20 protein-coding genes are annotated in these 18,473 nt (G+C 67.8%); 4 read left to right on the top strand and 16 right to left on the bottom strand.

The features are described 5' to 3' along the window. Positions 1 to 38: 38 nt before the first annotated feature. Positions 39 to 1,229, bottom strand: a complete 1,191-nt coding sequence (locus AC1RLW_RS00835) for a M24 family metallopeptidase (RefSeq protein ID WP_095745859.1) — start codon at positions 1,227 to 1,229, stop codon at positions 39 to 41. 64 nt (positions 1,230 to 1,293) lie between these two features. Further along, positions 1,294 to 2,535, bottom strand: coding sequence for a metal-dependent hydrolase family protein (locus tag AC1RLW_RS00830; RefSeq protein ID WP_493191942.1), 1,242 nt, complete (start codon positions 2,533 to 2,535; stop codon positions 1,294 to 1,296). Between the two features lie 146 nt (positions 2,536 to 2,681). On the opposite strand from AC1RLW_RS00830, the gene AC1RLW_RS00825 reads away from it, so the two are divergent. Continuing rightward, positions 2,682 to 3,629 carry a LysR family transcriptional regulator gene (locus AC1RLW_RS00825; RefSeq protein WP_493191941.1) on the top strand — a complete coding sequence of 316 codons (948 nt, stop codon included), beginning with the start codon at positions 2,682 to 2,684 and terminating at the stop codon, positions 3,627 to 3,629. Here the strand turns inward: AC1RLW_RS00825 and AC1RLW_RS00820 are convergent. Together AC1RLW_RS00820 and AC1RLW_RS00815 are read right to left on the bottom strand one after the other, a co-directional pair. Next, positions 3,607 to 3,963, bottom strand: coding sequence for a hypothetical protein (locus AC1RLW_RS00820; RefSeq protein WP_493191940.1), 357 nt, complete (start codon positions 3,961 to 3,963; stop codon positions 3,607 to 3,609). The genes AC1RLW_RS00825 and AC1RLW_RS00820 overlap by 23 nt on opposite strands. An 80-nt stretch (positions 3,964 to 4,043) precedes the next feature. Beyond that, positions 4,044 to 7,652: an indolepyruvate ferredoxin oxidoreductase family protein gene (locus tag AC1RLW_RS00815; RefSeq protein WP_493191939.1), complete on the bottom strand. Its 3,609-nt coding sequence runs from the start codon at positions 7,650 to 7,652 to the stop codon at positions 4,044 to 4,046. Positions 7,653 to 7,744: 92 nt separating this feature from the next. Between AC1RLW_RS00815 and AC1RLW_RS00810 the strand changes: the two genes are divergently transcribed. Continuing rightward, positions 7,745 to 8,269, top strand: a complete 525-nt coding sequence (locus AC1RLW_RS00810; protein ID WP_493191938.1) for an Lrp/AsnC family transcriptional regulator — start codon at positions 7,745 to 7,747, stop codon at positions 8,267 to 8,269. 18 nt (positions 8,270 to 8,287) lie between these two features. On the opposite strand, the gene AC1RLW_RS00805 is transcribed toward AC1RLW_RS00810, so the two are convergent. Continuing rightward, positions 8,288 to 8,695 carry a GNAT family N-acetyltransferase gene (locus tag AC1RLW_RS00805; RefSeq protein WP_493191937.1) on the bottom strand — a complete coding sequence of 136 codons (408 nt, stop codon included), beginning with the start codon at positions 8,693 to 8,695 and terminating at the stop codon, positions 8,288 to 8,290. A 25-nt stretch (positions 8,696 to 8,720) separates the two neighbouring features. Continuing rightward, positions 8,721 to 10,130 carry a DUF2130 domain-containing protein gene (locus tag AC1RLW_RS00800; protein ID WP_493191936.1) on the bottom strand — a complete coding sequence of 470 codons (1,410 nt, stop codon included), beginning with the start codon at positions 10,128 to 10,130 and terminating at the stop codon, positions 8,721 to 8,723. Between the two features lie 411 nt (positions 10,131 to 10,541). Between AC1RLW_RS00800 and AC1RLW_RS00795 the strand changes: the two genes are divergently transcribed. After that, positions 10,542 to 11,741, top strand: a complete 1,200-nt coding sequence (locus AC1RLW_RS00795) for an MFS transporter (protein ID WP_493191935.1) — start codon at positions 10,542 to 10,544, stop codon at positions 11,739 to 11,741. 49 nt (positions 11,742 to 11,790) lie between these two features. On the opposite strand, the gene AC1RLW_RS00790 is transcribed toward AC1RLW_RS00795, so the two are convergent. From AC1RLW_RS00790 to AC1RLW_RS00775, 4 genes are read right to left on the bottom strand one after another with little or no spacing between them, the layout of a single operon-like run. After that, complete coding sequence (locus AC1RLW_RS00790) at positions 11,791 to 12,327, bottom strand: shikimate kinase (protein ID WP_493191934.1); 537 nt, start codon at positions 12,325 to 12,327, stop codon at positions 11,791 to 11,793. A gap of 19 nt (positions 12,328 to 12,346) precedes the next feature. After that, positions 12,347 to 12,817, bottom strand: a complete 471-nt coding sequence (locus AC1RLW_RS00785) for a GNAT family N-acetyltransferase (protein WP_493191933.1) — start codon at positions 12,815 to 12,817, stop codon at positions 12,347 to 12,349. A 45-nt stretch (positions 12,818 to 12,862) separates the two neighbouring features. Then, the gene (locus AC1RLW_RS00780) at positions 12,863 to 13,108 is read right to left on the bottom strand and encodes a cytoplasmic protein (protein ID WP_493191932.1); all 246 of its coding nucleotides are present in this window, start codon (positions 13,106 to 13,108) and stop codon (positions 12,863 to 12,865) included. Positions 13,109 to 13,123: 15 nt separating this feature from the next. Continuing rightward, on the bottom strand, positions 13,124 to 13,429 hold the full coding sequence (locus tag AC1RLW_RS00775; RefSeq protein ID WP_493191931.1) for a 1-deoxy-D-xylulose-5-phosphate synthase: 306 nt from the start codon (positions 13,427 to 13,429) through the stop codon (positions 13,124 to 13,126). 149 nt (positions 13,430 to 13,578) lie between these two features. On the opposite strand from AC1RLW_RS00775, the gene AC1RLW_RS00770 reads away from it, so the two are divergent. Continuing rightward, on the top strand, positions 13,579 to 14,262 hold the full coding sequence (locus tag AC1RLW_RS00770) for a class I SAM-dependent methyltransferase (protein ID WP_493191930.1): 684 nt from the start codon (positions 13,579 to 13,581) through the stop codon (positions 14,260 to 14,262). A gap of 12 nt (positions 14,263 to 14,274) precedes the next feature. On the opposite strand, the gene AC1RLW_RS00765 is transcribed toward AC1RLW_RS00770, so the two are convergent. From AC1RLW_RS00765 to AC1RLW_RS00740, 6 genes are all read right to left on the bottom strand, one after another. Continuing rightward, positions 14,275 to 14,733 (bottom strand): DUF4124 domain-containing protein, encoded by a 459-nt coding sequence (locus AC1RLW_RS00765; protein WP_493191929.1) that lies wholly within the window; start codon positions 14,731 to 14,733, stop codon positions 14,275 to 14,277. Positions 14,734 to 14,839: 106 nt separating this feature from the next. Then, positions 14,840 to 15,844 (bottom strand): phosphotransferase enzyme family protein, encoded by a 1,005-nt coding sequence (locus tag AC1RLW_RS00760; RefSeq protein WP_493191928.1) that lies wholly within the window; start codon positions 15,842 to 15,844, stop codon positions 14,840 to 14,842. Positions 15,845 to 15,912: 68 nt separating this feature from the next. Next, positions 15,913 to 16,197, bottom strand: coding sequence for a hypothetical protein (locus AC1RLW_RS00755; protein ID WP_235944056.1), 285 nt, complete (start codon positions 16,195 to 16,197; stop codon positions 15,913 to 15,915). Positions 16,198 to 16,208: 11 nt separating this feature from the next. After that, positions 16,209 to 16,757 (bottom strand): YbjN domain-containing protein, encoded by a 549-nt coding sequence (locus tag AC1RLW_RS00750; RefSeq protein WP_082818097.1) that lies wholly within the window; start codon positions 16,755 to 16,757, stop codon positions 16,209 to 16,211. A 38-nt stretch (positions 16,758 to 16,795) separates the two neighbouring features. Next, complete coding sequence (locus tag AC1RLW_RS00745) at positions 16,796 to 17,743, bottom strand: peptidylprolyl isomerase (RefSeq protein ID WP_390343087.1); 948 nt, start codon at positions 17,741 to 17,743, stop codon at positions 16,796 to 16,798. Continuing rightward, the gene (locus tag AC1RLW_RS00740; protein WP_307585309.1) at positions 17,740 to 18,465 is read right to left on the bottom strand and encodes a hypothetical protein; all 726 of its coding nucleotides are present in this window, start codon (positions 18,463 to 18,465) and stop codon (positions 17,740 to 17,742) included. Before AC1RLW_RS00740 ends, AC1RLW_RS00745 begins: the two co-directional genes overlap by 4 nt. Positions 18,466 to 18,473 lie beyond the last annotated feature (8 nt).

Here is an 18,473-nt window from a genome sequence, read left to right as displayed (position 1 = left end):
GAAGTCAAGGTCGGTGGTTGCGAAAGGTGTGAGCGGTATCAACCGACGGTGGCGTAGTCGAGCGACTTGGGCGTGGCGGTGAGCACGCGCGGCGTCGCGCCCACCACGACCGTGTCGTCGATGCGAAAGCCCCCCACGCCGTAGACGTACAGGCCGGGCTCGGCCGAATAGACCTCGTTGTCCCGCAGCGGGCGCTGGCTGAAAGCCATGTCCTCCGGGTACTCGTGGTGCACGATGCCGATGGCGTGGCCCGTGCGGTGGCGGATGCAGTCGGCAAAGCCGGCGCGCTCGATCACGGCCTGCGCCGCGGCGTCGATCGCGCACACGGGCCGGCCTGTCACGGCCGCGCCGATGGCCGCATCGGTCGCATCGCGCGCGGCCGTCCACAGCGCCTTCTTCTGGTCGTCGGGGCGCCCGCAGAACCAGGTGCGCTCGTTCTCGATCGTCAGGCCGTTGAGCCGGGGAATGACGATGTTGACCAGCACGTCGCCTTCGCGGATGCGCGCGCCGCAGGAGGCACCGTCGCCATGCGGCGAGGCCGATGCCGGGCCGCTGAGCGTCCAGCAGCGCACGACCTCGAACTGCTCGCCGGGGAAGCGCTCGGCGGCCTCCTGCACGAACAGGCTGGCCATGGCGCAGTCCATCTCCTGCACCAGGCGGCCGGGCTTGATCGCTTCGCGGTAGCGGTCCTGCAGCCAGTCCGTCAGCCCGGCCATGGCCTGCATGACAGCCAGTTCCTCGGCGTGCTTCTGCCAGCGCAGGCTGCGCACTTCCGCGGTGGCGACGCGCACGTTCAGGTCGGGCAGCAGGCGCTGCACGGCCGCCATCACGCCGCTGCCGGCATCCAGCGCGATGCGCGAGCGGCGCAGGCCGGCGCGGCTCAGGCGCTCGGCGAGGATCTCGGGGAGCTGCGACACGAGCGGCAGGCGGTTGCTCACCATCGGATGCTCGGCATAAAACGTCACGTCCGTGATCCACACCTTGTGCGCTTCCATCGAGAAGCGCATGTGGTTCGTCGACAGCTCGTTCATGACCAGGAAGCCCTCGCCCTGGCGCGGCACGACCGCGAAGATCGGCCGCTCCCAGGGCTGCACGTCGGTGTGGAAGTTGGTCGCGAACTGAAAGAAATCCGCGGTGGTGAACACCAGCGCATCGACGGCGAGTTCGTCCATCAACCGGACCATCTGGTCGTGGCGGTACCGCCAGACGGCTTGCGTCAGCTTGGGCATGTGTCGTTTCCTTGAAGAGGGCCGGAGGCATCCGGCGGGTTGTCTGAACAGCTCGGGGTGCGGGCTACAGCGCGTCGAACTCGACCACGCCGGCTTTCATCACCAGGGGAATGCGCTCGCCCTGCCCCAGCAGGCAATCGAGATTGCGCATCGGGTCGCCATCGACCAGCAACAGGTCGGCCAGCGCGCCCGGGATCAGCCGGCCGAGCCGGTCGCTCATGCCCAGCACCTCGGCGCCGATCAGCGTGGCGCTGGCGATGATCTCGGCCGGCGACAGCACCTGGGCGCGCAGGCGGAACTCGTCGCTCTGCAGCCGATGCGATTCGCCCAGCAGGTCGGTGCCGAAGCCCATCTTCACGCCGGCCGACTTGTAGATCTCGAGCGAGCGCAGCCCGGCGCCGCGCACGTCTTCCACCTTGGCCACGCTGGCCGGTGGCAGCCCCAGGGCCGCGCCTTCGTTGGCGAGCGCGTCGTAGGTCACCAGCGTGGGCACCACATAGGCGCCGTGCGCGGCCATGAGCGCGGCGGTGGGTGCATCGACCAGGTTGCCGTGCTCGATCGTGCGCACGCCGCAGCGCACCACGCGCTGGATCGCGGCCGGGGTGTAGGCGTGGGCCAGCACGTAGGTGTTGCGGGCTGCCGCTTCGCCGACGATGGCGCGGATCTCGTCTTCGCTGTAGCCCAGCGCATCGACCGGGTCGGTAGGCGACGCCACGCCGCCGCCGGCCATGATCTTGATCTGATCTGCACCCATCTGCAGTTCTTCGCGCACGGCCTTGCGCACGGCGTCCACGCCGTCGGCCACGCGAGCGAGCATGCCCACACGGGCGCAGTTGGGGCACACGGCGTTGGCCACCAGATAGTCGGAGCGCGCGCGGCCGTCGCCATGGCCGCCGGTCTGGCTCAGTGCGCGGCCCGAGACGAACAGGCGCGGCCCCTGCGCCAGCCCCGACTGCACCGCCTGCTTGAACGCATCGCCCGCGCCGGCGGCGTCGCGCACGGTGGTGAAGCCGCGGCGCAGCATGCCGCGCAGGATCGGCAGACTGCGCAGCGTCGCCAGCACGTTGGGCATCAGCGCCTGGCGCTGCAGGTTCAGGTCGACGGCCACCACGTGCACATGCAGGTCGATCAGGCCGGGCATCACGGTCTTGCCTGCGGCGTCGATGACCCGCGCATCGCGCGCCACGATCGGCCGGTCGGACACCTCGCGGATGGTGTCGCCCTCGATCAGGATGTCATGGCCGTCCTGCAGCTCGGGCTTCAGCGGATCGAGCAGACGGGCGTTCTTGACGAGGATCTGAGTCATGGGTCTGTTTGCCGGGTTCCGAGGGCATGGGCGGTGAGGAATGGCGGGATCGTAGGATCGCGTCACAATTCCGAAAAATTTATATGATGAATCCACTCCATTGACCATGTGAATGGTTCCAGCAGCCTCATCACCTTCTTCTGCCCATGAACTACCGCAACGCCGATCTGAACCTGCTGAAGGTCTTCGAAGCCCTCATGAACGAAGGCAACGTGACGCGCGCCGCATCGAAGCTGTCGCTCACACAGCCCACGGTCAGCAACGCGTTGCGTCGGCTGCGCGAAACCTACGGCGACCCGCTGTTCGTGCGCAACGGTGCGGGCATCCGCCCGACGCGGCGCGCCACGGAGTTGTGGGCGCCGCTGGCCCGGTCGCTGCGCACCATCCGGGGCACGCTCGAGGGCGAGAGCTTCGATGCCTCGCAAAGCGACGCACGCCTGACGGTCTCGATGACCGACTACGTGGCGTGCATCGTCGCGCCGCGGCTGCTCGAGCGGCTCGGCGAACTTGCGCCGGGCATGCGCTTGCACACCCACCCCGGCACGGTCGTGGACTTCGGGCAGTCGCTGGACGACAACCGGGCCGACTTCGCCATCGGCGCCTACAACGACGACGTGCAGCGCCCCGGTTTCATGCGCTCACGCCGGCTGTGGTCGGTGGACTTTGCCTGCTTCATGCGCAACGACCATCCGCTGGCGAAGCTGGACAAGATTCCGCTGAAGAAATTCCTGGCCGCGCGCCACCTCGACGTGAGCCTGGCGGGCCGTGTCGGCGGCGTCTACGACCGCGTGCTGCAAAGCCGCGGCCTACAGCGCAACCTGGTCAGCACCGTGAGCCACTATTCAGCGGCCTACGAGGCCGTGCGCCGCTCGGACCTGATCGCCGTGCTGCCCTGGTCCGAGGGCCTGGAGACGATGCGCATGACGGGCCTGAAGCGCGTGGCGCCACCGGTGGCGGCGCCGGCGCGCACCGTCGAACTGGTCTGGCATGAACGGCACGAGACCTCGGCGCTGCACCAGTGGTTCATTGCCCTGGTGGTCGAGAGGCTGGCGCGGGAACCGGCTGCGCGGGCTAAGCCCGGAACCAGATCCTGAGCGTCACGTACATCGCATAGCCCAAGCCCAGGACGCACCACGCGATGAAAAACATGTTGGCCCAGTACTCACCAGCATGCGCCGCCAGGGTGTAGACCTGCCCCGCGCACCCCTTGCCGACGCAAGGCACTTCGCCGCGAACCAAGGCGCGCAGCATGGCGAAGAAGAGGTAGCAGGTCACGCCAGCGGTCAACAGGAATCCGACGGGCCCGACGAGCCCCTGGGTGAGTTCGCCCTTCTCATCGCGATAGCCCTTGCGCAGCAGCTTCTGTCCGTATCTGTACCAGGCATATCCGAGCAGGAGCATCAGGGCGTAGTAGAGGAAGGCGCGCATGTCCTGTGATCGTCGAGGTGTGGCGGGAGTGAGTGCTTCGCAAGGATCGTATCCGAGCGAAGCACCCGCCAACGGCCCCGCTACTGCGCGCTTGCCACGATGGCGATGCCCCGAATCTGCCCGGCACCGGGCGCGTCCACCGGCTTGGCGTAGCGCGACGGTGCAAAGCGGTGCAGCAGCTCGGCCTCGCGCAGGCGCGCCGAATCCAGGTTCGCCAGCTTCACATGGCCGAAGCCGCGCACCGACAGCGGCAGCGCCGCGATGCGTGCGGCGGTCGGCTGGTTGTCGGGGGTCAGCGCGGTGGCCATCTCCTGCAGCAGGCGGTCGAAGTGATCGATCAACGCGCGCTCGGTGCGGCGTTCCGCCGTGTGGCCGAACAGGTCGAAGGGCGTGCCGCGCAGGCGCTTGCCGTGGGCCAGCCACTTCATCGCCGGCAGCATCCATCCACCGAGGCGCACCTTGGCGGGTGCCTGTCCGTGCGCGGGGCGCGAGAGCAGCGGCGGGGCCATGTGGAATTCGAGCTTCAGATCGCCTTCGAACTGGTCCTTCAGCTTCTGCAGGAACGCACCGTCGGTGTACAGGCGCGCGACCTCGTACTCGTCCTTGTAGCTCATGAGCTTCAAGAGGCTGCGCGCCGCGTTGCGCGTGAAAGGCAGGCTCGCGTCGCCGCCCGGCAGTGCGGACTCGACCGCCTGCAGTGCGCGGATGCGCTGCTCGAAGCGCGCAGCCCACGCGGCGCTCTGGTAGCCGGTGAGATGGCGGCGCGCATCGGCGAGCAGCGTTTCCAGTGGGCGGTCGTCGACCTGGTGCGCCGCCGCCTCGACCGGTGCCGCGCGCAGCTGGTCGAGCGCCGCGGGGTCGCCGGCCGCGAGCCGCCCGAGCGAGAACGCCGACTGGTTGGCCGCCACGGCCACGCCGTTGAGTTCGATCGCGTGCATGAGCGCCTCGAGGCTCAGCGGCACCAGGCCGCGCTGCCACGCATAGCCGGTCGCGACGATGTTCGCGGCCAGCGTGTCGCCCAGGAACTCTTCGGCCAGGCTCTGCGCATCGAAGGTCTCGACCTGCTCTTCGCCCGCGACGAAGCGCATCTTCTCCAGCAACAGGTCGACATGCAGGTCGGCATCGGGGTTGCGCAGCGACTCGGCCACCGGAATCTCGTGGATGTTCGCGAGCACGCGCGTGCGCCCGTGCCGCACGGTCTGCAGCGCGTCGGCCGAGGCGCCCACCACCACGTCGCACGCGAGGATGGCGTCGGCCTGCTGCGTGTCGATGCGCACCTGGTTCAGCCGCTCGGGCGTGTCGGCCAGCCGCACGAAGCTCAGCACCGAGCCCCCCTTCTGCGCGAAGCCCATGAAGTCGAGCACGCTGGCCGACTTGGCCTCGAGGTGCGCGGCCATCGCGATGACCGCGCCCACCGTCACCACGCCGGTGCCGCCCACGCCGGTCACCAGCAGGTCGTACGGGCCGGTCCATGCATGCGGCGCGGGATGCGTGAGCGCGCCCACGCGGTGCAGGAAGGCATCGCGCCCGGCCGCCAGCGCCCCGCTCTTGCGGCGCAGCTTGCCGCCGGTCACGCCCACGAAGCTGGGGCAGAAGCCCTTGGCGCAGGAGTAGTCCTTGTTGCAGCTGGTCTGGTCGATCTTGCGCTTGCGGCCCATCTGCGTCTCGTGCGGGAGCACGGCCACGCAGTTGCTCTGCACGGTGCAGTCGCCGCAGCCTTCGCACACGGCCTCGTTGATGAACAGGCGCTTGGGCGGATCGGCCAGCTCGCCCTTCTTGCGGCGGCGGCGCTTCTCGGCGGCACAGGTCTGCTCGTAGATGAGCACGGTCACGCCGGGCATTTCGCGCAGGCGGCGCTGCACCTCGTCGAGCGCAGCGCGGTCATGAAACTCGGTGCCCGCCGGAAACTTGTTCTTGATGGCGTCGTAGTGGTGGATGGCATCGCTCACCACCACCACCTTGGTGACGCCTTCCGACTCCACCTGCCGCGCAATGGCGTCCACGCTGATGACGCCGTCGACCGGCTGGCCGCCCGTCATCGCAACCGCGTCGTTGAACAGGATCTTGTAGGTGAGCGTGGCCTTGGCCGCCACGGCCTGGCGGATCGCGAGGTAGCCCGAGTGGTAGTAGGTGCCGTCGCCCAGGTTCTGGAACACGTGCGGCGTCTTCGTGAACATGGCGTGCGAGATCCAGTCGACGCCCTCGCCGCCCATCTGGATCAGGCCCGCCGTGCTGCGGTCCATCCAGTTGGCCATGAAATGGCAGCCGATGCCCGCGCGCGCCGTCGAGCCCTCGGGCACCTTGGTGCTGGTGTTGTGCGGGCAGCCGGCGCAGAAGTACGGCAGGCGCTTGACCGCATCGCTCGCGTTGGCCAGCAGCTCGGGCGGCGTGAAGTCGCGCACGTGCTGCAGGTGATCGCCCAGGTCGTGGTTCTCCGGAAAGTGCGCAGCCAGCCAGTGCGCGACCAGCTCGATGAGGCGCGAGGGCCGCAGCTCGCCGAGCGCCGACACCAGCGGCTGGCCCGCGTGGTCGTGCTTGCCCACGAGCACGGGGCGCGCCTCGGGCGGCGCGTTGTAGAAGATGTCGCGCAACTGCGTCTCGACCACCGCGCCCTTCTCTTCCACGATGAGGATCTCGCCGAGCCCGCGCGCGAATTCCTTGAGGCGCGTCTGCTCGACCGGAAAGCTCAGGCCCACCTTGTACAGCCGCACACCGGCGCGCGCGAGCTGATCGGGCGAGAGTTCGAGCCGGCGCAGCACCTCCATCAGGTCGTGGTGCGCCTTGCCGCAGGTGACGATGCCCACCTTGGCATGCGGGCTCACGATGACGTGGCGGTCGATGCTGTTGCGTTGGGTGAAGGCGGCCACGGCCGCGAGCTTGTCTTCCAGCCGCGACTCGATGCGCAGCGACGGCAGGTCGGGCCAGCGGTAGTGCAGGCCGTCGGGCGGCGCGGCGTGGCCGGTGGCGGCGCGCACGGCATCGGCGTCTTCCCAGGCGGCGACGCGCGCATTCACCGCATCGAGGTCCACCGTGCCCGCGCTCTCGACGATCTCGGACAGCGCCGCCATGCCGACCCACGCGCCCGAATAGCGCGACAGCTCGTAGCCGTACAGGCCGAACTCCAGATACTCGGCCACGCTGGCGGGCTGCATCACCGGCATGCGCCAGGCCATGAAGGCGTGGTCGCTCTGGTGCGGCATCGACGACGACACGCAGCCGTGGTCGTCGCCCGCCACCACCAGCACACCGCCATGCGGCGACGAGCCGTAGGCATTGCCGTGCTTGAGCGCATCGCCCGCGCGGTCCACGCCCGGGCCCTTGCCGTACCACATGGCGTACACGCCATCGACGGTGCGCTCGGGGTCGGATTCGACACGCTGCGTGCCCAGCACCTGCGTGGCGGCCAGCTCCTCGTTCACGGCGGGCACGAAGCGGATGCCGGTCTTCTTGAAGCGCTCGCCGGCCTTCCAGATGGCCTGGTCGACCATGCCCAGCGGCGAGCCGCGGTAGCCGCTGACGAAGCCCTGCGTGTGCAGGCCGCGTGCCGCGTCGCGCTGGCCCTGCATCGCCAGGATGCGGATCAACGCCTGCGTGCCGGTGAGGAAGACCGAGCCGGCATCGGCCCAGAGGTTGTCGGAAAGTTGGTAGTCGGGCCGTCGGAGTGCGGTCGCTTCAAGTGGGGCGTTCATGCCCGGAATTGTTCTGCGCCCCCCCAAGTAAGTGTTTCTTCAATACACTGGCGCAGACCCTTGTTTGAAGAAGAATTCACTCAAAAATCACGATGAACGTCGGTTTTGTTTCTCTTGACGAGCATTGCCTCAAGATTCTTTCTGCACTGCAGCATGACGGCCGGCAGACCGTGCAGCAGATTTCCGAGGCCGTGGGCCTGTCGCCCACGCCCTGCTGGAAGCGCATCAAGGACATGGAGGCGGCCGGCGTCATCCGCGGCTACACCGCGCTCGTCGACCCCGAGCACGTGGGCCTGCACGTGTCGGCCGTGGCCGAGGTGAACCTCGACCGCCACAGCGAGGCGATGGTGCAACGCTTCGAAGAAGCCGTGGCCGCGAGCCCGCAGATCATCCGCTGCGTGTCGGCCACCGGGCCCGCGGACTACATCCTCAACGTGACCGTGCCCGACATGAAGCACTACGAGCGCTTCCTGCACGAGGTGCTGTTCAGCCTGCCCGGCGTGACGCACGTGCGCTCGAGCATCGTGCTGCGCGAGATCAAGTCGGAAACGGCGCTGCCGCTCGGGCACCTGCTGGATGCGAAGGCCGGGCTGGCGGGGTCACGGCGGTCGCCGTGAGGCGTGGCGCAGTGGCCTCTAGCGCTTGCGCCGGATCACGTACGCGTTCTGCGCCAGCTCGAAGCCGAGCGTCGGGTAGTAGGACATCGCGTCGGGCGCAGACAGCAGGATCAACGACACCTCGTCGCCGATGATCGCCTGCGTGCGCTGGACGAGCTCCCGGCCGATGCCATGGCCCTGGTACTTCTTGTCCACCGCCAGGTCCGACAGGTAGCAGCAGTACGCGTGGTCGGTCAGCGAACGCGACAGCCCCACCAGCTCGTTGTCGACCCAGGCCGACAGCAGGAGGCTGGGCGCGGCGAACATCCGCGCGATCCGGGCGAGATCGTTCGTGGGGCGCTTGATGCCGGAGCGGTCGAAGACGCGGGCGACGTCGGCCGGGTCCAGGGGCACGTCCTGGCGGTATTCGATGTTGATGTTGTTCATGAATTTCTTTGCGTAGCTCCCAGGCTCATTCCGTCTCGGAAGACCCGAGCTTCTTGAGTTCGGCGAACTTGGCCGCCATCGTCGGGTTGCCGCGCGTCAGCTTCTTGATCGTCACGTCCTGCGCCTTGTCGTTCGCAAGGCGCAGGTTGCGGTCGGTGCCGAGCAGCGCTTCCTTCGTCTTCTGCAGGTGGTCGATCGACTTGTCGATCTCCGCGATCGCCTTCTGGAAGTGGCCGTGGGCCAGGTCGTAGTTCCTGCCGAAGGCGGCCTTGAAGGTCTCCAGCTCGGTCTCGAACTTCGTGATGTCGATGTTCTGCGCCTTGACCAGCGCCAGCTCCGACTTGTACTTGAGCGAATTCATCGCCGCATTGCGCAGCAGCGTGATGATGGGCAGGAAGAACTGCGGGCGCACGACATACATCTTCGGGTAGCGATGGAACACATCGACGATCCCGGTGTTGTAGAGCTCGTTTTCGGGCTCGAGCAGCGACACCAGCACCGCGTACTCGCAGCCCTTCTCGGTGCGGTCCTTGTCGAGTTCCTTCAGGAAGTCTTCGTTCCTGTTCTTCGTGGCCGTGCGGTCGTTCTCGTTCTTCATCTCGAACATGATCGAGACGATCTCGGTGCCGGCCTCGTCCGCGTCGCGGAAGATGTAGTCGCCCTTGCTGCCCGTGCGCGCGTCGTTGTCCTTCTCGAAGTAGGCGCGGGGAAACGCCATCGACCGGATGCGGTTGAACTCGGTCTCGCAGTGCTGCTCCAGCGTCTCGCCCACCATCTTGGTCGACAGGCGCGCCTTCATGTCGCGCAGCCGCTCGATCGCGTCGTCGCGATCCTTGATCTGCGTCTCGTACTTGTCCTTGAGCGACTTCTCGGCGAGCTGCTTCTCGAGCTCCGCCCGCTCGAGGCCGCTCTTCCACTGATCCCGCTCCTTCTCGACCACGCTGACAGCCTCGCTGATCGCGAGCTTCTTCGCCACCTCGATGGCATCGAGCCGGGCCTTCAGCTCCTGGATTTCCACGTCCTTCGCGGCGGCGCTCTTCTGCAGCTCGCCCACATGCCGCGCCTCGGCGAGCGCGGTGGCGGCCAGCTTGTCCTGCTTGGCCTTTTCAAGCTCGTTCGCGAGCGCGTCGCGCTCCCGTTCCACGGCGCCCAGGGCCTCGCTCACGGCGAGCTTGCGCGCGACATCGCCGGCCTCGAGCTTCGCCTTGAGTTCCTGGATCTCGCCGTCCTTGGCGGCGGCGGCCTTCTGCAGTTCGCCGGCGGCCCGGGTCTGGGCGAGTTCGACGGCGGCGCGCTTGTCGCGCTCGGCCAGTTCCAGCCGCTCGTGCAACTGCTTCTCGAAATCGCCGTCGCGCACCTGCTTCAGGATGTCCGCGTAACCGGCTTCGTCGATCTTGAATGCCTTGCTGCAATGGGGGCAGATGATTTCGTGCATGGTTATGTGCGCTCCATCGTCAGGGTGGGCGTCGACAAGAGAAGGGGTGTAGCGAAGCGCCGCGCCGTTCGGGCGGGATCGCGGGGAGTGATGCTGTTCATAAGGTCAGGGACATGGAGCCATCCGACTGTAGCCGGACAGGAAGCGCCGGCGAGCGGCAGGCGCTTGAAGACCGAGGCCGACGTCTGCGAGCGGATGATCTGTTCTCGATCACGTTGCTAGAATCGCCGCTGCAAAAATCGACTCTGACCTGTTCAGAGTTCCATCCAGCCGTAAGCGTTTACGTCAACCAACGCATCACCAGTGGCACCCGCATGCCGACTGGCGGTGTACGTTGGTCGCTTCGGTGCTCATCGTCCCGCCCATTCGACCGGCTGGTGCTGCCTTTGAAAATTCAAGGAGCGGCGCTCGATGACGAACGTCCAAACAAACTCTTCTTCCCTGCGCACGTTGGTCTGGATGACCCTCGCGCTATTTCTCGCCTACCTGTCTGTCGCGATGTCGATGCCGGCCGTGACGCTCCACGTGTCGCAGACATTGGGCATGGGCAATGTCGCGTCCGGCCTGGGCGTCGGCATTGCCTTTTTGTCCACCATCCTGAGTCGCGGCTGGGCGGGTCGGCTGGCTGACGAACGCGGCGGCAAGCTCGCCATGTTCCGGGGCCTTGTCCTCTATGCGGCGGCATCGCTCCTGTGCTGGGCGTCCTCGCTGCCCGTGCTGGGCCATGGCGTCGGCGCGTACCTGGTTCTTCTGGTGGGGCGTCTCGTGCTCGGCCTCGGCGAAAGCTTCGCGCTCGTCGGCATGCTGGGCTGGGCGATGGCGGCCATGGGCCCCGCGCGTTCCGGGCAGGTCATGGCACTCGTCGGCACCGGCATGTATGGCGCTTTCGCGGTAGGCGGCCCGCTGGGCCTCTGGCTGCTGGAGCGGCTCGGCTTCGCCGGCCTGATGGCGGGCAGCATCGCCCTGCCGCTGGTCAGCGGCGCGATGCTGTGGTCCATCGCGCCCGCCATGTCGGCTCAGGGGCGCCGCGCGCCGTTCTCCGATGTGCTGGGACTCATCTGGCAGCAAGGCGCGGTCGTGGGCCTGCAAGGCGTCGGCTTTGCGGCCTTGGGTGCGTTCTTTCCCTTGTACTTCCTGGCCCACGGCTGGCAGGGTGCCGGCTATGGACTGACCTGCTTCGGCTTGGGCTTCGTCCTGGTGCGCCTGCTGGCGGGTCGCTTGCCCGACCGCATCGGCGGCACCAAGGTCGCGCTGGTCTCCCTCGCGATCGAAGCTGTGGGTCAAGCGCTGCTGTGGCTGGCGCCCCATCCCGCCGTGGCGATGGTGGGCGCACTGCTGACCGGCATGGGGTGCTCGATGGTCTTCCCCGCCATGGGACTGGAGGCCGTCAAGCGCGTGCCCGCCCACCTGCGCGGAACGGCCATCGGCGGCTTCGCGGCGTTCCAGGATCTGGCGTACGGCGTCACAGGCCCGATGGCGGGACTGATTGCCGACCACTACGGTCACTCGAGTGTGTTCCTGGTGGGGTTGATCGCGACGGTTGTGGGGATCGGGATGACGTGGCGGCTTGCTAAGGGGTCGCAGGCCGGGCGCGCTTCGACGCTGGCCTGAGACGGCAAGAGAGAGAGCCCCGTGGCTCTCTCTTCGGCAGCGGCATCCGTCACCTGCGCACGAATCGTTCAATCTGCGACGCGACGTCGTCCGGCGCAGCGTCGCTGCGGAAACGGGCACACGGCATCGCCATGAACTTTGGGAATCGCTCCCGTATCCGCCGCTCTTCGCTCGCGCTGTCACCGCGCAAATACGGCCGCGAAAGCTGGCGTCGCACGATCGCCTCCACGCATGCCTCGAGTTCGAAGGCTGGCAGCAGCAGCGAGGCCAGCGCGTCGGTCTCGATGGCGCAACGCAACGTGGGATACCCCTCCTCCACGTCTTCCGGATACGTGAGGAATCCGGACGAAAGCGCGAGAACGGTGGGAAGGGTCAACGCAGATCGAACCTCCCGATAGACGGCCACGTTCCGCCTTGCATAGCTCAAGTAGCCAGACGCCTCGATGATGGCGTCGATGTTCCCTTCGCGGGACATGAAGTGCTGGTCGAGATCGACGAACGCCCAGCCCAGTCGGCGAGCCAGATGCGGACCCACAGTGGTTTTCCCCGCCCCGCCGGGTCCGACGAGATGAAGGATCGTTGTCATGCGATCCCGAGGTCGCTCTTCAAGCAAAGGACCGTCGATATTTCACGAGCCCGCGCTTGATCGAGGCATCGAAGCCGCAGCGCTCGAAGAACCGATGAGCATCCGTGCGATCCACCGAACTCAGCAACATGATCTTCGAGCAATCGCTCGCCGCGCAGAACGCCTCGACCTCCCGCATCAGCGCGGCCCCCACCCCTCGATTGCGAGCGGCCACGTCGACAACGACGTTCTCAACGACCGCGAACGGCTGCCGCTTGTACATCACGTCTTCGCACAGCGAGACCAGCACCGTGGCGCACACCTGACCGTCGATCTCCGCAACAAGAAGCGCCGTCCTCGGGTCTTCGGACAACGCCTGCAGGCGTTCGGGCAGCACGCAGCGCGCCGCGTCTGCGACCAGTTGGCCGTAGAGCGCATCGATGCGTGCGGCGTCGTCGAATGTCGCGCGTCGAACCTGGAGGGACGGGGCGGGCATGCCAGTTGTCTTCATGAATGAAGTCTGCTTCAGGAGAAGTCCGCTTCTGACCGAAATTGACTACGCGTCGAACCAATGGGCATGCATCTGCCGCAAGAACTCATCGGACAAGGGAACCCCCGACGCAGCGCCGATGACCGAGTCGATGGTGCATCTCGGGCACAGCGCGGTCGAACCTTGATCGGTCCATTCAACGATCTCCGCTGGCGAGAACTTTGCGAAGCAATAGAAGCAGCCGCAGACCTCGCTCGTCTCGATCTGCTCTCTGTGGTTGCTGCTGAAAGCGTGCGCAGAAATGATGTCCACGGTCGGCTCCTGGCCCTATCGTTCGCCATGGGGCAACTTCGCCACACCGCGAACCTTCGTCCAATACTCGTCCTGAACGTCTGCGTCCACGATGGGCCGAACATGCATCGCGTAGAGGGCATCTCTCCCATCGCGTCGAGGCCCTGAAATCCAATAGTGCTCGCCGGTTTCAACGTCGAAATAGTTCGACTTGAAACCGTCCCCCTTCAGGCTGCGGAAGGACTTCCCTGCGTAGTACAGCGTGGCCCCGGACTTGGAGCACGTGACTCGCCCAATGCGGGCCGGCCCCGTCAGGCCGCTTGTCTTCGCTTCGATGTACATGATGCGACTTGCCATCAGCTCCTGCTCCCGTTGTGATGAAGGGGAAGTTGTTCGAGACCACGCTAGCCCGGTTGGGTATTTGCTCCTCGTCGGATTCTGCCGGATGCCCTGCGCCTGCGAAGCGCGCGACGCCCACATAGACTGTGGAGATGTCCCAGCCCACCGCCGCCTTCAGCACGTCGTCCACCACCAACAACTACGCCGAGAAAACCGCCCGCCTGGTGCCAGGCCTGCACGACCTGCAGACGATGGCGGCCCTGCTCGTCGCCGAACGCGCGCCGGATGCGGCCCACGTGCTGGTCATCGGCGCCGGCGGTGGCATGGAGTTGAAGGTGCTCGCGCAGGCGCATCCCCGATGGCATTTCGTCGGCGTCGATCCATCGCAGCCCATGCTCGACCTCGCCGCGGAAACGCTCGGTGCGCTCGCCGAACGGGTCACGCTGCACCACGGCTACACCGACACCGCCCCCGAAGGCCCGTTCGATGCTGCGACCTGCCTGTTGACGATGCACTTCCTGACGTTCGACGAACGCAGGTCGACGCTGATGGAAATTCGTCGCCGCCTGAAGCCCGGTGCGCCGTTCGTCATGGCGCATCTCAGTTTTCCCCAGTCCGATGAAGAACGAGAGCTGTGGCTCTCGCGCTATGTCGCCTTCGCGGCAGCTTCCGGCGTCGATCCGGACAACGCACGCAAGGCGGCCTCCGCGATCGGCTCGACGTTGACGCTGCTCAGCCCGGCGCAGGAAGAGGCACTGCTGGAGGAGACAGGTTTCACCAACGTCGGCTTGTTCTACGCGGGCATGGCATTCAGAGGTTGGGTCGCCAGCGCCTGAGCGACACCTGCCTCATCGCGCGTTGCAAAACGCCTTGATGTCGTTCTGCGCCACCTCGCGATCGTAGGTGTCGGTGGGCTTGTTGCGGCGTGCTCGGGCACCGCTGAGGATGTCCCGCGCCAGCGCACAACGCGAGGCATTCGTGCCATGGTCGATGCCGTCCGAAACCGCCTTGGGTCCCTTGCGTTCGGGTGGGCCAGGGGGCCAAGGCGACTGCGTCGACGTGGGGAGGCCGGACCGGTCACGTGGGCGCCAGTCACTTGTGGGCGGCGTGAAGGTATTCGACGTGTCGGGTGGCGGGGAGACTTTCAGTTCCTCGGTCCTGGCGTCCCCTGCATCGGCCTTGCGCTCGGTGTAATGCGTCTGGCCTTTGGCGTCGACCCACTTGTAGATCTCGGCATGCCCCGGCGATGAGAGCAGCACGCACGTGAGCGTCGCAAGCACAGCGCGAACCAGATTTGAAATCTTCATGCGTTGCCCACTGTCAGGGGATGGGTCGAAAGGAGAAACGGATGCCAGGGCCAGTCGATGCAAGAGTGGCAATCGGTGCGACATGCGAAGAATCCTAACCCGCGCCTCACTCCGGCGTCTGCAACTCCGCCCACGCCGTCAGCATCTTCACCTGCGTGCGCAGCCAGCTCGTCGGCATCGACTGCGTGCCCCACACCGCGATGCGGCCCGCGTGTTCGCCCATGAGCCAGAACTGCCGCACGGCCATGAAGGCAGCGATGGCGTCGACGTCCGCCGAAGGCAACGGACGCGCGCTGCGGTAGCCGACCAGGTAGCTGCGCCAACGCGCCAGCGACGTCGCATCGAGCGTTCCGCCCGCAGTGCGCGGGTGCATCGCCCACAGGTACACGCACAGGTCGTAGGCCAGCCAGCCGGGGCCTGCATCGTCGAAGTCGAAGAACGAGGCGACGCGCACGCCGTCAAGTCCAGTCGTCACGAAGTTGTTCATGCCGTGGCAATCGCCGTGCCCGTGAACGCGCGTCAGGGCGGGCATCGCGGCGATGCGGGCTTCGAGCGCGCGTGCGATGGTGCTGAACTCCGGGCGCAGCGCGTCGGTCATGGTGGGCGCGGCGTGCAGGCGCTCGAGCGATGCGTGCAGCAGGTCGGGCAGTTCCAGGGTGTAGCGGCTGGCGGGGCCGTGGTAGTCCTGCGCGGCTTCGTGCAACAGCGCCAGGCCGCGGCCGGTGGCTTCGATGTCGGGCAGCACGTCGCCGTCGAGGTGCTCGAACAGGATCAGCGGACGCTCGCCCTCGGGCAGGTCCATTGCGACAGCATGTGCGCCATCGCGTGCCGCCAGCGCGCCGGCCACCGGCACGCCCCTGGCCTTCAGGTGCACGAGCAGCGCCGTTTCGTAGCCGATGTTGGGGGCGCCGCGCGGGCGGTCGGCGCTCAGGCGCGCGACGGCGTGGCGGCCGTCGGCAAACTGCAGGCCGTAGACATGGTTGAAGCTGCGCCGCAGCAGCTCGCACGACCGGACCTCGCCGAAGTCGTAGGCCTGCGCCACCTTCTCTGCGATGGCGGCGCCCGTGGGCGTGGTCTGAGCGATCTGGGCAGAGCGGGCGGGCGTCGTCACGGGTGCGGCCTTTCGGGAGCGTGGGGCGCGCGATTCTGCCCTACCCTGCGCCGCCTCGCCGCCTTGCGTCAACGCTCCAGATCGCGATCGAGCAAGGCGCCCCCGTCCCCCACCTGCCGCCACGCAGGCGCCAGCGCCTTGCGCGCCGCATTGAGCTCGGCCATCGAGATGTGCAACTCCGCCATGGTCTGCACCAGCAGCTCGAGCAGCGCGGCGCGCTGGCGCAGCCGCACGGTCTCGGCGCGGCGCGCGCGTTGGGCCTGGCGCGCCGCGGCCTGGATGGCGCGGCCCGTGGGCGAGTCGTGCGAGGGATGGTGGTGGTCGTCCACGGACAGGCCGGATGCGGCGCGCATGGGCAGTGGCATCACGCGGCGGCGGGCACACCCTGGACGGCGGCGGTGGCAGCAGCGGCGTCGGCATTCGCCGCGTCGCCGCGCGTCTCGGCGGCGGGGCCGTAGTTGCGCAGGTGCAGGAAGAACTCGCCCATCATCTGCATCCACAGGCGCACGGCAAACGCCAGGTAGGCGGGGCTGACGCCGCCGGCCACGACGACGTCCATCTCGAGCACGACGAAGTCGCCGTGCTGCGCCACGCGCGCAAAGCGCTTGCTGCGGTGCCAGGCGGCGAGCACGGCCTCGGGCAGCGTGCCGCCCTGCACGCGCAGCGGGCAGCTCAGGGTGAAGTCGGTGTACTGGGTGGTGGTGACGGCGTTGCCCCACAGCACCTGGAAGCCGATGCCGTGGCTGGCGCTGTGCAGGCGCACCACGCCATCCTGTTCGATGGCAGTGACGGCGCCGCCGGCGGCCTTGATGGCGTCCGACACCTGGTCGGGCGTGACGGCGTCGAGCATGTCGAAAGGCACCGGCGTGGCGGCCTGGTCGTCGGCTTGCGGGGTCGTGGCGGTGGTGTTCATGGTGTGGTTCTTCTTTCAGGAAAAAAGGGGAAACGGGTTCAGTTGGTTTTCTTGAGCGCGGCGTCGAGCGCGGCGCTGTCGATGCTCAGTTGCGCCGGCGGCGCCAACTGGGCCATGTAGGCCTGCACGAGTTGCTGCTGCCGCTGCTGGCGCAGCGCGGCCTGCAGTTGCGGCTTCATTTCCTCGAGGGTGGCGGTGCGCGCGGGCTGGGTGTCGAGCAGCTTGACGATGTGAAAGCCCGCCTCGGCCTGCACCGGTTCGCTGACCTGGCCCTGCTTGAGCTTGGCCACGGTGTCGCGCAGCTCGGGCAGGATGCGCGCGAGCGGCAGCGTGTCGACCTCGCCGCCGCGTTCGGCACTGCGGCGGTCCTGCGAGCTGGCGCGCGCCACGGCGGCGAAGTCGCCGCTGCGGGCCTGCTTGGCGAGGCGGTTCGCTTCGTCGCGCACCTTGGCGATGGCGGCCGGGTCGCGCTCGGGCGTGGCCAGGTAGATCTGCGCCACGCGGTAGGCGGCCGGCAGGTTGAAGCCGGTCTTGCCCTGGTCGTAGGCGGCCTTCACCTCGGCGTCCGACGGGAAGCCCGCGGGCACCTGGCTCACGGATTCGAGATAGCTGGTGGCGACGATACGCGCGGTGATCTCGCGCGTGGCGGCGTCGATCTTCGCTTTCACGTCGGGCCGGTCGGCCCAGCCCTTGGCGCGGGCATCGCGCAGCAGCGCTTCGCTCACGAGACGCTGGCGCAGCCAGCCGTCGAGGCTCGCGCGGTCGGCCTTGACGGCGGCGCGTTCGGTCTCGGGCAGGGTCTGCAGCAGCTTCTCGATCTCGTCCTGGCCGATGGTCACTTCGCCGATGCGTGCGACCACGGCGGGGCCGGGCGCGGCGGGTTGCTGCGCGGCGGCCACGCCGACCGACGAGACGAGCAGCACGCCGGCTGCCGCGCGCAGGCGGCGGCCGAGGCCGGCTGCGGGAGTGGCTTGTGCGGGGTTCATTGGGGCTTTCCTTCCGTGGCGGATGCAGCAGCCGCAGGCGCCGGCGCGCTCACGGCGCGCACGTCGAAGCGGCTCTCGTAGAGCTTGTCGCCGTACTGCTGCGCGATCTGTTCGTACTTGACGCGGCTTTGCGCCGCGAAGGGTTGGCGCGAGGCGAGCACGCTGCCCACGTCCATGGTTTCGTAGGCGCGCAGCACTTCCTGGCCGACGGCATACAGCTGCGTGTTCTTGGCCTCGCACTGCGTGAGCGCGGTGCGCTGCAACGCGGCCTCGCCGGCCAGGCGCTGGCGCTCCGCCTCGGAGGCGCGCGCCATCTTCAGCAGCTCGTCGTAGGCGCCGCGGAACTGCGCGATCTGCGCACCCGCCTTCTCGCTCGCGGCCTGGGCCTGCTCGCGCAGCTGCGCATTACCGGCGCTGGCCTGGCCGCGCGCGTGGCGCTCGGACGCGAGCTGGGCCTGGCTGGCGGCCAGTTCCTTCTTCAGCGTCTCGAGCTCGGACGCGGCCGGCGCCGCACCGGGTGCCGCGGGCGCCTTGCCCGCGGGCTGGCCGGCCTTGAGCGCGGCCAGCTCGTTCTGCGCCTGCTGCAACTGGGTGGTGGTGGTGCGCAGCTGCGCACGCAGCCGCTCCTCCATGCTCTGGCCCTGCGGCTGCTGGGCCTGCGCGACGCCGGCCGTGGCGGCCAGCGCGGCCAGGGCCAGCGCCGGGAAGATCGTTCGGGACACGGCGGACT

Source organism: Variovorax sp. GW822-FHT04A09 (assembly GCF_058801005.1).
The sequence above is the reverse complement of the archived record's forward strand: the minus strand, read 5'-3'. Positions and strand labels throughout refer to the sequence as shown.